Annotated in this window: 10 protein-coding genes and 1 tRNA gene; 7 read left to right on the top strand and 4 right to left on the bottom strand. The window is 37.9% G+C overall.

The annotated features are described in order from the left end of the window. Nucleotides 1-11 precede the first annotated feature (11 nt). Nucleotides 12-85: transfer RNA gene (locus R5R67_RS17780), tRNA-Cys, on the bottom strand. Between the two features lie 152 nt (nucleotides 86-237). Here R5R67_RS17780 and folD point away from each other — a divergent pair. Beyond that, a complete protein-coding gene (folD, locus tag R5R67_RS17775; protein WP_001229846.1) occupies nucleotides 238-1,086 on the top strand; it encodes a bifunctional methylenetetrahydrofolate dehydrogenase/methenyltetrahydrofolate cyclohydrolase FolD in 849 nt (282 codons plus the stop codon). A 240-nt stretch (nucleotides 1,087-1,326) separates the two neighbouring features. Further along, nucleotides 1,327-1,995 (top strand): class I SAM-dependent methyltransferase, encoded by a 669-nt coding sequence (locus R5R67_RS17770; protein WP_001278008.1) that lies wholly within the window; start codon nucleotides 1,327-1,329, stop codon nucleotides 1,993-1,995. 22 nt (nucleotides 1,996-2,017) lie between these two features. Here the strand turns inward: R5R67_RS17770 and R5R67_RS17765 are convergent, their stop codons facing one another. After that, nucleotides 2,018-2,440, bottom strand: coding sequence for a hypothetical protein (locus R5R67_RS17765; protein ID WP_001043188.1), 423 nt, complete (start codon nucleotides 2,438-2,440; stop codon nucleotides 2,018-2,020). Nucleotides 2,441-2,556: 116 nt separating this feature from the next. After that, a complete protein-coding gene (locus R5R67_RS17760; RefSeq protein WP_001984607.1) occupies nucleotides 2,557-3,888 on the bottom strand; it encodes an MFS transporter in 1,332 nt (443 codons plus the stop codon). Between the two features lie 374 nt (nucleotides 3,889-4,262). Between R5R67_RS17760 and glpK the strand changes: the two genes are divergently transcribed. Together glpK and glpD are read left to right on the top strand one after the other, a co-directional pair. Continuing rightward, complete coding sequence (glpK, locus tag R5R67_RS17755; RefSeq protein WP_000063782.1) at nucleotides 4,263-5,771, top strand: glycerol kinase GlpK; 1,509 nt, start codon at nucleotides 4,263-4,265, stop codon at nucleotides 5,769-5,771. A 153-nt stretch (nucleotides 5,772-5,924) separates the two neighbouring features. Next, entirely contained in the window at nucleotides 5,925-7,442 is a 1,518-nt protein-coding gene (gene glpD / locus R5R67_RS17750) for a glycerol-3-phosphate dehydrogenase (protein ID WP_000868047.1), read from the top strand. A gap of 41 nt (nucleotides 7,443-7,483) precedes the next feature. Here the strand turns inward: glpD and R5R67_RS17745 are convergent, their stop codons facing one another. Next, nucleotides 7,484-9,316, bottom strand: a complete 1,833-nt coding sequence (locus R5R67_RS17745; RefSeq protein ID WP_289392749.1) for a phosphoenolpyruvate carboxykinase (GTP) — start codon at nucleotides 9,314-9,316, stop codon at nucleotides 7,484-7,486. A gap of 391 nt (nucleotides 9,317-9,707) precedes the next feature. Here R5R67_RS17745 and R5R67_RS17740 point away from each other — a divergent pair, with 391 nt between their 5' ends. From R5R67_RS17740 to R5R67_RS17730, 3 genes are all read left to right on the top strand, one after another. Further along, the gene (locus tag R5R67_RS17740) at nucleotides 9,708-10,646 is read left to right on the top strand and encodes a diacylglycerol/lipid kinase family protein (RefSeq protein ID WP_001247651.1); all 939 of its coding nucleotides are present in this window, start codon (nucleotides 9,708-9,710) and stop codon (nucleotides 10,644-10,646) included. Further along, nucleotides 10,627-11,385, top strand: coding sequence for a metallophosphoesterase family protein (locus R5R67_RS17735; protein WP_000924309.1), 759 nt, complete (start codon nucleotides 10,627-10,629; stop codon nucleotides 11,383-11,385). Before R5R67_RS17740 ends, R5R67_RS17735 begins: the two co-directional genes overlap by 20 nt. Nucleotides 11,386-11,688: 303 nt before the next feature. Next, the coding region (locus tag R5R67_RS17730) for an Ig-like domain-containing protein (protein ID WP_318755051.1) at nucleotides 11,689-12,657 on the top strand (969 nt) is incomplete at its 3' end.

Below are 12,657 nucleotides of genomic sequence, written 5' to 3'. Positions count from 1 at the left end.
TTTACCAAATTTGGAGGCGGAGGTCGGAATCGAACCGGCGTCCACGGAGTTGCAGTCCGCTGCATGACCACTCTGCCACCCCGCCTGCATTTGGTGATGCACATATTAGCAACCTTTACAAAAAAAACAATACTGTTTTGAGCGAAGATGCACATAAAAACAACATCTAGAATAAAATTGTCGAAATTATCATGTATTATTGGCACATTAAATTCATGTCTACCTTGGAGATGTGCTGTGGCATTGGTTTTAGACGGTCGTGCATTAGCAAAGCAAATTGAAGAAAATTTGTTGGTACGTGTTGAAGCTTTAAAAGCGAAAACAGGTCGTACCCCAATTTTAGCGACTATTTTGGTTGGGGATGATGGTGCTTCTGCAACTTATGTACGTATGAAAGGGAATGCCTGCCGCCGAGTAGGTATGGATTCATTAAAAATCGAATTACCACAAGAAACCACAACAGAACAATTATTAGCTGAAATTGAAAAGCTTAATGCCAATCCAGATGTTCACGGTATTCTTTTACAGCATCCAGTTCCTGCACAAATTGATGAGCGCGCATGTTTTGATGCGATCTCTTTAGCAAAAGATGTAGATGGCGTAACTTGCCTTGGTTTTGGCCGTATGGCAATGGGTGAAGCTGCATATGGTTCAGCGACTCCTGCTGGCATTATGACGATTCTTAAAGAAAACAATATCGAAATTGCTGGCAAACACGCGGTTGTAGTTGGTCGTTCAGCAATTTTAGGTAAACCAATGGCAATGATGTTGTTACAAGCAAATGCGACAGTAACGATTTGTCATTCGCGTACACAAAACTTACCTGAGCTTGTGAAACAAGCTGACATTATTGTTGGTGCTGTAGGTAAAGCTGAACTTATTCAAAAAGATTGGATTAAACAAGGTGCAGTTGTTGTAGACGCTGGTTTCCATCCACGTGATGGCGGCGGTGTAGGCGATATTCAATTACAAGGTATTGAAGAAATTGCTTCTGCTTATACACCAGTACCAGGTGGTGTTGGTCCAATGACCATTACAACTTTGATTCGTCAAACTGTAGAAGCTGCTGAAAAAGCTTTAGGTTAATTTAGTTTATTCACGGCAGCATCCTACCGTTTAACGAAAATGTTAGGAGCTCGTATGTTACTTTTCTTTCGGGATGAGTAGCGAATGCTACGCAAGACCAAAACGGTTGCACTAATTAAAGCAGTGGAATTGAACTAACGTATTTTTAGTAACTAGCCACTATCATGCTTTAAGCTACTGTTTTAGTCTTGCTCGTTATGCAGATGATCAAATAGTAATTATAAATTGTTGAGCTTATTTATGAGCTGCACCTTTCAACTGTCCAAAGCCCCTGAACATTTACTTCAAGCCTTACATGAAGTCATTCCTCATTGTGAATTAATGGCACAACAGTTGCCAGAAACTCCAATTTCTTTATGGTTGATTCCACCTGTTTTTCCAACTGATCGATTGGATGACGAAGTTATTCGCCGTATTTGGAATGACACGCCGTATTGGATTTTCTGTTGGGCATCAGGCTTGGCGATGGCTCAGTGGATACTTGCAGAGCCGCACCATGTTAAAGATAAAGTGGTGTTAGATTTCGGAGCAGGTTCTGGTGTAGTGGCAATTGCTGCAAAAATGGCAGGAGCAAAACGCGTAATCTGCTGTGATATTGATCAGGTCAGTTTAAATGCTTGCCGTGAAAATGCTTTACTTAATGATGTAGAACTCGAATATTTGGATGATTTATATAAGGCTGAACAAGTCGATGTTTTACTTGCTGCCGATGTGTTATATGACCAATGTAATCGCTTTTTCTTAGACGAATTTTTAAAATTTGCACCTGAAGTATGGGTAGCAGATAGCCGTGTTAAAAATTTTAGTCATCCAAAATATGAAAAAATTGAAGAAAGAAGTGCAACAACTTGGCCAGATCTGGATGAGGCGAAAGAATTTAGAAATGTAAGTTTTTATAAGACGCTGTAAGAGAACAGCGTCTTTTTTTATATTATGAACAAGTATAACGAACGACTTTTAATGTACTTGGACGTGCTTCAAGTGCTTGGCGTGTCGCATAATCTTCACCATTATTTAAGCTAGGTGTATTTGATAAGCCAAAAGAAGCGCGGGTTTCACCTAGTTGAATTCCGTAATGCTCATCTTTAGCTGGATTAGGAATTTCATTGATGCTTAAAATTGATAATTTATAAACTTTCTGAGCACCTAACACATTTTGACAAGCACGTTGCAATTTACGCTCATCAAGTTGCTGGTTACTACGACCAGCTAAAGTGTAAGCTAAAGTCGCTGAAGTTTTTGTTTGGTTTTCAATCTGGTAGCCAGTTGAACCATTATATTGTCGAGGCGTAGTCTGACATGCAGTTAAAATGAACATACTACTTAATGCCAAACATAGAATACTTTTATTCATCAGTATCGTCCTTATTTTCTTATATGAAGTATCTCATAAAATAGAAACGTTGTTGGAGCTTATTCACTAAGTTAGAGCTAACATTCACTTATGATATTAGCTCTAATTGAAGGATTTTAATGTTCTTTAATTTTTGAATGATGCTTGGTGTCTTTCATGAAGATATAAATCAGCAATGAAATGAAAATCATGATACTGACGTAAATAAAGAACCAAGATTCGTGCCCGGCTTCTTTAAAACTTAATGCAAAAAACTCGGCTGTACCACCAAATAAAGTATTCGCAATTGCATAAGGTAATGCGACACCTAAAGCTCGAATATGTGCAGGGAAAAGTTCAGCTTTCACTACAGCATTAATTGATGTGTAGCCGGTTACCATAACCAGTCCACCTAAACATAGCCAGAAAGCAGTCCAGTAGTTATGCGTGTTTGCAAGTGTATCAAACAAAATATAAGTGAATAAAACACCTGTGACCCCGAAGGCGATCATAAGCGGTTTACGGCCAATCCGATCTGATAAGGCACCTGCCAATGGCTGTAAGCACATAAAGATGAATAAGGCTAAAGTGGTAATTTGAGTAGCCTCAGGCTTGGTAAAACCAGAAGTATTCACTAAATATTTCTGTAAATAGGTGGTGTAAGTATAAAAAGCTAAAGTACCGCCAGCAGTTAGGAATAATACAGTGAAGGCCTCTTTAGGATAATGTTTAAATAAAGCAAACATTCCTGATTTCGGCTGATCTGTTTCTGCTTGAGCGTTTTTAAAGGATTGAGTTTCCAATAAGCCACGACGAATACGGAACACTACAATAGCTAAAAGGGCTCCGATGAAAAACGGAACACGCCATCCCCAGTCATGCAGTTGTTCTTCGGTGAGTATCATTTGCAAGATGAGTAGTACGCATAAAGCTGTAAGCTGTCCTGCAATTAAAGTGACATATTGGAAGCTTGAGAAAAAACCACGACGATCTTTTTCTGCCATTTCACTTAAATACGTTGCACTTGCGCCATATTCACCGCCTACACTTAAGCCTTGAATTAAACGTGCAATAACCAAAAGCAATGGAGCAAATACGCCAATACTTTCGTAGGAAGGTGTAACTGCAATCAGTAGCGAACCGATACACATTAAAGTAACGGAAAGCGTAAGGCCCGCTTTACGTCCTTTACGGTCAGAATAGATCCCCATAATCCATGCGCCAATGGGACGCATAAGGAAACCCACTGCAAAAATAGCTGCAGCTTGAAGAAGTTGAGCGGTTTGACTTCCTTTTGGGAAAAATGCATGAGCAAAATAGAGCGTAAATGCGGCATATACATACCAGTCGTACCATTCGACAAGGTTACCGGCAGAACCGCCCAAAATTGATTTTAGACGGGTTTTTGTATCTAAATTAGAGTGTGGAGTTGTTGCGGTAGAAGGTTGATCAACCATGATTCGCTCCATGTTTCGCTTGGGTTGAATGCTAAAAAAGAGAAGATTTATTCCGTTTTTACATATTATCTACAGGAGTATTTCACTTTATTTTTTTTATGTCTGTAAAACAATGTTTATTATTTAAGCAAAGGAATAAGTTGAATATTTATGTGATTTCAAATTAGCCGATCAGCATATTTTTATCTTCTAATTTCAATATTTTTCTTATTACTTTTTTCCATGCAGTAAAAAATTGATAAAGAATGGGTAATGTTTGGACGAAGAAACCCTATGCCACTTAAAAATAATGATATATTCCAAAGAAAATTTTAAATAAATACAGTTAGGCATGATGTTTTTGCATTGTGGGCTAGATGTGTGTGGAAAATGAAAGGGACATTCAGATGTCAAATTGCCCGAAAAAATATATTGTCGCTTTTGATCAGGGAACAACAAGCTCAAGAGCAATTGTTTTAGATCATGATGCGAACGTTGTCAGTATTGCTCAAAGAGAATTTACCCAGATTTACCCTCAGCCAGGTTGGGTTGAGCATGATCCTATGGAAATTTGGGCAACTCAAAGTGCTGTATGGGTCGAAGCATTGGCTCAAGCTGGCATAAAGAGTGAACAAGTTGCGGCAATTGGAATTACAAACCAACGGGAAACCACTATTGTCTGGGACAAAAAAACAGGAAGGCCTATTTACAATGCGATTGTTTGGCAAAGCCGACAAACAACGGAAATATGCAATCAATTGTATAAAGCAGGTTGGCAAGAATATATCCGTAAGACCACCGGTTTAGTCATTGATCCATATTTCTCGGCCACAAAAATTAAATGGATTTTGGATCATGTTGAAGGCAGCCGTGAGCGTGCTGAGCGGGGAGAGTTATTATTCGGTACGGTGGACACTTGGCTCATTTGGAAACTAACTAATGGGGCCGTCCATGTCACTGATTTTACCAATGCATCTCGAACCATGCTGTTTGATATCGAAAAGCTTGAGTGGGATGAAAAGCTTTTACAAGCTTTAGACATTCCTAGAGCAATGTTGCCGGAGGTTCGTAGTTCATCTGAGGTTTATGGGTATACACATACCATTAGTGGACAAGAAGTAGGGATCCCAATTGCCGGAATCGCGGGTGATCAGCAGGCTGCGCTTTTTGGTCAAATGTGTGTTGAGTCGGGACAGGCTAAAAATACCTACGGTACCGGCTGTTTTCTACTCATGAATACGGGTAAAAAGATTGTCCGTTCAGAGCATGGATTACTTACAACTATTGCCTGTGGTGCGAGTGGTGAGGTGAACTATGCCTTAGAGGGCGCCGTATTTAACGGTGGTTCTTGCGTACAGTGGTTACGCGATGAATTAAAGGTTATTAAGAATGCTAAGGATTCCGAGCTTTATGCAACACGTGTAAAGGATAATAATGGTGTATATGTAGTACCTGCTTTTACCGGATTAGGAGCACCATATTGGGACCCGACAGCACGCGGCGCAATTTTTGGTCTGACACGTGGGGCTAGTATTGAACATATTATTCGCGCAACTCTAGAGTCTATAGCCTTTCAAACTCGAGATGTTTTAGACGCCATGCAACAAGATGCAGAAGAAGAGCTTCGTACACTCCGTGTTGATGGAGGAGTAACGGAAAATAATTTCTTGATGCAATTTCAGGCCGATATTTTAACGACACCGGTAGAGCGTCCAATAATGAAAGAAACTACAGCATTGGGTGCAGCTTTCCTGGCAGGGTTGGCAACTGGTTTTTGGCAAGATCTTCATGAGTTAAGAAATAAATCTGCCATAGAAAAGGTTTTTGAACCGAAAATGCCTTCTGAACAAGCTGAACTCATTTATCAAGGTTGGCTAAAAGCAGTTAAGCGTAGTCAAAGTTGGGCAGAGGATTGAGCTGTTTCTTAACTATTTGATTCAATAGTAGGGTAGTCAGTGAATAGTTAAATACTAGAGGATGCAAAATTGATTATTCTACTTTTTTGATTGTTGTTTCATCAATTTGATGTTTTAATTTTTATAAGATCAACAATAAAAAGAACATGAGAAATGAAAGTACAACCTAATGATTATTCAAAAATATATGATATTGCTGTAATTGGTGGCGGTATTAATGGTGTTGGTATTGCCAATGATGCAGCAGGGCGCGGATTATCGGTATTTTTATGTGAAAAAGATGATTTAGCCAGCCATACCTCATCTGCTAGCAGCAAATTAATTCATGGCGGCCTACGTTATTTAGAACATAAAGAATTCAGGCTGGTCAGAGAAGCATTAGCAGAGCGTGAAGTATTGCTAGCTAAAGCGCCACATATTATTAAACCAATGCGTTTTATCATGCCTCATCGACCCCATTTACGCCCTGCATGGCTAATTCGAGCAGGTCTATTTTTTTATGATCATTTGGGAAAAAGAGAAAAATTATTAGGATCAAATCTCATTTATTTCAAAGAAGACAGCCCTTTAAAACCAGCGATAACACGTGGTTTTGAATATTCTGACTGTACTGTAGATGATGCGCGTCTTGTGGTGTTAAATGCACTACAAGCTAAAGAGAAAGGGGCAAAAGTCGTTACACGTACACGTTGTGTTAAGGCTTATAGACAACAGGAATTGTGGCATCTGGAGTTACAAAGCGGAGCTGAGTTTTATCAGATACGTGCGAAAGCTATTGTAAATGCGGCGGGACCTTGGGTTGAAGAAATTATTAGTGAAAACCTGGGATTAAGTTCGCCTTATCAAATTAGGCTTATACAAGGAAGTCATATTGTTGTGCCAAAATTATATGACTGCCATAAGGCCTTTATTATGCAAAACGAAGATCGACGGATCGTTTTTGCAATTCCTTATTTAGAAAAATATACCCTCATTGGTACAACAGATCAGGAATACACAGGTGATCCACAAAAAGTAGAGATTACTGATGTGGAAATTGATTACCTTTTGACAGTGACAAATTCACATTTTAAAAAGCAGTTGACGCGAGCTGATATTGTAAGTCAGTACTCGGGTGTGCGTGCTTTATGTGATGATGAGTCGGATAATCCATCTGCAATTACACGCGACTATACTTTGGCTCTACAGGCAGAAGATAAAACCACACCATTGCTCTCAGTGTTTGGGGGCAAGATTACAACTTACCGAAAGTTAGCCGAAGCTGCTTTAGAACATCTGGCTCCTTTTTTTAATGACATGGCAGAGGAGTGGACTGCAGATGAAGCATTACCTGGCGCCGAAAACTGGACCACACTAGATGATTTAATCAATCAGATTAAAACACGTGTAAGTAGAATTTCTGACGCACTTGCCAACCGTTGGGCTCATGCATATGGCACAAGAGTGTGGAATATGCTTAAAGAGCGAAATGCTATAGAACAATTGGGTCAACATTTTGGCCATGATTTGTTTGAGTGTGAAGTCAGATATTTGTGTGAATATGAATGGGCTCACACAGCAGAAGATATACTTTGGCGCAGATCTAAATTAGGTTTGGCATTTGATGAAAAACAGGTAAAAGTTTTAGAAGCCTATTTATCAGAACGTCGATTAAAAGACGATGCCGCATAATAAAAAAGGTCGCACATGGCGACCTTTTTTATATAGAGCAATTAGAAGCCAGTTTTTACAGCTTCAAGTAAAGCTGCTTGACGTTCTTTTAATGCTTTAGGTAAGCGTTCGCCAAGTTTATTGAATAACTCAGTGTGGCTTTCAATTTCAGTAACCCACTGGTCTTTATCTTGATTTGTGATGAGGTCAAATTGTTCTTTAGTGAACTCAGTACCTTCCCAATTCAAGTCTTCATATGTTGGAACAAAACCGATAGGTGTTTCAACAGCGTTCGCACGACCTTCACAACGATCAATGATCCACTCAAGAACACGCATGTTTTGACCGAAACCAGGCCATACGAAGTTGCCTTCAGCATCACGACGGAACCAGTTTACATTGAAGATTTTTGGTAATTTGTTGCCAGAAGCTTCAGCTTTTTCACTTACTTTCGCACCAAGGTTTAACCAGTGGTCAAAGTAGTCAGCCATGTTATAGCCAGCAAATGGAAGCATCGCGAATGGGTCACGGCGAACAATACCTTGTTGACCAACAGCAGCAGCAGTAGTTTCAGAACCCATAGTTGCCGCTTTATATACACCGTCAACCCAGTCGAAAGCTTCAGAAACTAAAGGTACTGTATCTGCACGACGACCACCGAAGATGAATGCAGAAATTGGAACACCTGCTGGGTTTTCCCAATCAGCGTCGATAGATGGACATTGACCTGCTGCAACAGTGAAACGAGCATTTGGATGTGCTGCTTTTTCGCCGTTTACGTGAGGTTGACCTTTCCAGTTAGTTAAGTTTGCTGGAACTTCTTTAGAAAGACCTTCCCACCATACTTGACCATCGTCAGTTACTGCTACGTTTGTATAGATAACGTCTTTGTGAAGAGTTGCCATACAGTTCGGGTTAGTTTTGGTATTTGTACCAGGTGCTACACCGAAGAAACCAGCTTCAGGATTAATCGCATATAAGCGACCATCTTCACCTGGTTTAATCCAAGCAATATCGTCACCTACAGTTTCGATTTTCCAACTTTCATAACCTGCTGGTGGAATTAACATTGCAAAGTTTGTTTTACCACAAGCAGACGGGAATGCAGCAGCGATGTAGTGTTTTTCACCTTGAGGGTTAGTTACACCAAGAATAAGCATGTGTTCAGCTAACCAACCTTGTTCGCGTCCCATGACAGAAGCGATACGAAGAGCTAAACATTTTTTACCAAGTAACGCGTTACCGCCGTAACCAGAACCGAAAGACCAGATTTCGCGAGTTTCTGGGTAATGAACGATATATTTCTCTGGGTTACAAGGCCAAGCAACATCTTTTTGACCTTCAGCAAGTGGAGCACCTACTGTATGTACACAAGGAACAAACTCGCCATCTGTACCTAATACGTCATAAACTGCTTTACCCATACGTGCCATTTTGCGCATGCTAACAGCTACATAAGGAGAGTCAGTTAACTCGATACCAATGTGAGCAATATGGCTACCTAAAGGACCCATAGAGAAAGGAACAACGTACATGGTACGGCCTTTCATTGAACCTTCAAATAAACCATTTAATTTTTCACGCATAACAGCTGGATCTTCCCAGTTGTTTGTCGCACCAGCATCTTCTTTATTTTGAGAGCAGATGTAAGTACGATCTTCAACACGCGCAACGTCAGATGGGTCAGAATTTGCAAGATAAGAACCAGGATGTTTTTCTTGGTTTAATTTCTGCATGGTGCCGTTAGCGATCATCAAGTCGATTAGACGTTGATACTCTTCTTCGCTTCCGTCACACCATTCGATTTTTGCTGGTTTGGTTAAGTTTGCAATTTCTTCAACCCATGCTATAAGCTTAGGATGACGAACGAATTCTGGTGCGTTCACTGTGGTCATGGTGAGGCCTATTCAAAATATGTACAACGTACAAGTCATTCATTGGGATACAATGAAAGATCAAATAAAAAAGTGGCTGTATTAAAGCATAAAATCATAAAAAAAATAAGACTAAAGACTAACTAGCAGATATTTGGAGTTTTCTTTATTTTTTAATGAAAATCATATGTTTATATGTTTTTATAAGGTTTTTGCTTTTATATTTTTATGTTATATGTATGTTATTTATCTAAATTATTTTGTTTAAAATCAATTAGTTAGGCTTGAAAAATTTTTTTGAGAATTATTATTGATTATACAAATGAAGCTCATTCAAAATTTACATAAAGAGACTTTTAATAGGCGATTTTATATACAAAATAGAATAAAGAACTGACTTTACGATAATAAAATGCGGCCTTTGAAACCTCTTTCAATCATCTATAACGAAAAATCAGGATTTCATGCTTCAAAACATGAAGACGTCTATGAGCAGCTCATGACTGTATTTACAGAATATGGTTTTGAAATACAAGTATTTGAATTAAATGAAAATACATTATTTGATGATTTGATAAATAATGTTATTCATCGACATTCACAAAATGAAAATACAGGAGTGGTTGTTGCGGCAGGAGGAGATGGTACTTTAAATGCGGTTGCAACTAAACTTAAAAATACTTCTATTCCCATGGGAATTCTGCCTTTAGGGACTTTTAATTATGTTGCTAAAGTTTTAGAGATTCCGTTAGACCTTTTAGAGGCAGCAGAGGTTATTGCAACAGGTAAACCTAGGTCAGTACATGTAGCAGTTATTAATGATCATATTTATCTAAATAATGCCAGTTTAGGTTTATATCCTCTTTTTATCAAAAAACGCGAACTCTACAATAAATATTTAGGAAGACTGCCTTTACATGCCTATACCTCAGCTTTAGATGTTTTATTGAGAGAAAATAAATCAATGAAGCTTTCTATAACTGTAGATGGCAAGAAATACCCAGTTAAAGCGCCGCTTATTTTCTTTGGAAATAACCAATTGCAACTATGTGATATGAAGCTCAGAATTGCAGAATGTGCAGCACAGGGAAGAGTCGCTGGAGTTGTAATTACAAAAAGTGATAAGCTGAGTTTACTAAATATGCTTTGGCAATGGGTTCAAGGTAAAGTTGAAGATGCACAAGATGTATATAGTTTTTGTGCTGATCATGTCATTGTTGAATGTGCAAAGAAAACCAAACTCACCGTGGCCTTAGATGGAGAAATCATAGAGATGAAACCTCCTTTAAATTTCACTGTAGAAAAAAATGCTTTAAATATTATGGTGCCGAATGTTACTACATCTGTCTGATTTACACTTTGGGACAGAAAAAAAAGAGTGTTTAGAGGCAATAAGAGATTTTTGTATTCAGCAACAGCCTGAAGTGATTGTTGTGAGCGGCGATATTACTCAACGCGCCAAATATGAACAATTTTTTAAATGTCGACAGTATTTAGATAGTCTCAATATTCCTTATCTTGTGGTGCCTGGTAACCACGATATACCTTTGTATCATGTCTGGAACCGTTTTTTTTCTCCATTTACCCGTTATCGATATTTTTTTGGTGAATTAGAGCCGACTTTAGAAACTGAACATTTTTATATTGTTGGGGTGAATAGTATACGTCGTCGTTATCATACGCGTGGGCATATTTCGATTGAACAAATTCAAGCTACTTATGAGCGTTTAGACAGGGGACCTAAAAATAAAATAAAGCTAGTTGTTTTTCATCAACCTTTTTATACGCCCCCTGATAATAAGCATGGAATAAAAGATTGTCCGGTTCTGGGTAAAATCGCTTTAGAAAAGTGGAGTACAACTGGTCTATTTGGAATGTTACATGGGCATCTCCATAAAACAGCTATATATGATTTAACTCAGATTTATTCTTTAAAAATAGATCATCCTATTTTTGATATACATGCAGGTACAGCAACTTCTACTCGTTTATATCATCATAATCCAAATAGCTTTAATACAATTTCAAATGAAGGAAAAATTCAGCATTATTGGTTTAATTACGATTTAAAGATTTTTCAATTAATTTAATTTATAAAAATTCTATAAGACACTTAACTTATGAGTAGATTGATAAAATTTTATCCATTACAATGCTTAAGCTAAAAATTCTATATATGGGGAATAGGAAAACATTTTAAATGTTTTATCATTTTAAAAAATAATATTAATGCATAAAAAGATTTTGACTATATAAAAAGCCGTGCTTTTTAACTAGCTACAATATGGATTTAGTTTTTTATGTTCTTTAATAATATTTTATTAAAATGAGTCTCTATTTGTCTTAATATTTTAGAAAAACTTAATAATTATTTGAAATTTCATGGTGGAAAAATGGTACAAGTATCATTAATGGCAAATAATGCTTCAAAAAATAATACAGTTGATATTAATGTTGGCCAAACAAAAAATATTGTAATAGATCCGAAGGTAATCGCAAAAATTGATATTAATCCAGAAAGAATTGCTTCAATAACAAGAGATGGTAATAGTGCGGTTATTCATCTAAAAGATGGGACTGAAATTGTTTTAGAGAACTTTTTTATTAGTGAAAATCCACAAATTCTTTTAAATGAAGGGCAGACTTATTGGACTGCTAATTTAGCTGAAGATGCTACAGGACAGACCACTGTTAATTATTTAGAATTAAAAGAGATACCAAAATATATAGATGCTTCATCTTCTGTACCTATCTGGTCTTGGGTTGTTAGTGCTTTAGCTGGCGCAGGGACAGTTGCATTATTATCTCAGCAAGACGCCAAAGATAAAACACCTCCGGAACCAGGTAAATTGTCTTTCCAAAATCTTTTAGATTCAGGGGAGTTAACACAAGATCAGATCACGAATGATAACAAGTTTAATTTAAAACTCAGCGGACAGGAAAAGGGAAGTAGCGTAACGTATTTAATCTCTACCGATGAAGGTAAAACCTGGCAAGAGACGACATTAAATCAAAAAGATTTAGCTGACGGTATTTATTTTTATAAAGCTGTAGTGACAGACGCAGCTGGCAATACCTCGGAAACGGCTGTACAAAAAGTGGTTGTGGATACTACCGCTCCGCAAGCAGGTGAACTGACTTTATCTGACTTGAGTGATACAGGTGTTTCAGCAACAGATCAGATCACGCAAGATAAAAACTTCAATTTAAAGCTTGAAGGACAGGAAAGCGGCAGCCGAGTAACATATTTAGTTTCCACCGATGAAGGAAAAACTTGGCAGGAAACCACAATAGCCCAAAAAGATTTAACTGATGGTATTTATCAATATAAAGCTGTAGTGACAGACGCTGCCGGCAATACT

Source organism: Acinetobacter sp. OYA S30, assembly GCF_033599315.1.
Classification (GTDB): domain Bacteria; phylum Pseudomonadota; class Gammaproteobacteria; order Pseudomonadales; family Moraxellaceae; genus Acinetobacter; species Acinetobacter baumannii.
The sequence above is the reverse complement of the archived record's forward strand: the minus strand, read 5'-3'. Positions and strand labels throughout refer to the sequence as shown.

Bases quoted from the DNA above. Each gene is read 5' to 3' on its own strand.
- R5R67_RS17770 (WP_001278008.1), top strand. From the start codon at position 1,327: ATGAGCTGCACCTTTCAACTGTCCAAAGCCCCTGAACATTTACTTCAA.
- R5R67_RS17765 (WP_001043188.1), bottom strand. From the start codon at position 2,440: ATGAATAAAAGTATTCTATGTTTGGCATTAAGTAGTATGTTCATTTTA.
- R5R67_RS17760 (WP_001984607.1), bottom strand. From the start codon at position 3,888: ATGGAGCGAATCATGGTTGATCAACCTTCTACCGCAACAACTCCACAC.
- glpK (WP_000063782.1), top strand. From the start codon at position 4,263: ATGTCAAATTGCCCGAAAAAATATATTGTCGCTTTTGATCAGGGAACA.
- glpD (WP_000868047.1), top strand. From the start codon at position 5,925: ATGAAAGTACAACCTAATGATTATTCAAAAATATATGATATTGCTGTA.
- R5R67_RS17745 (WP_289392749.1), bottom strand. From the start codon at position 9,316: ATGACCACAGTGAACGCACCAGAATTCGTTCGTCATCCTAAGCTTATA.
- R5R67_RS17740 (WP_001247651.1), top strand. From the start codon at position 9,708: ATGCGGCCTTTGAAACCTCTTTCAATCATCTATAACGAAAAATCAGGA.
- R5R67_RS17735 (WP_000924309.1), top strand. From the start codon at position 10,627: ATGTTACTACATCTGTCTGATTTACACTTTGGGACAGAAAAAAAAGAG.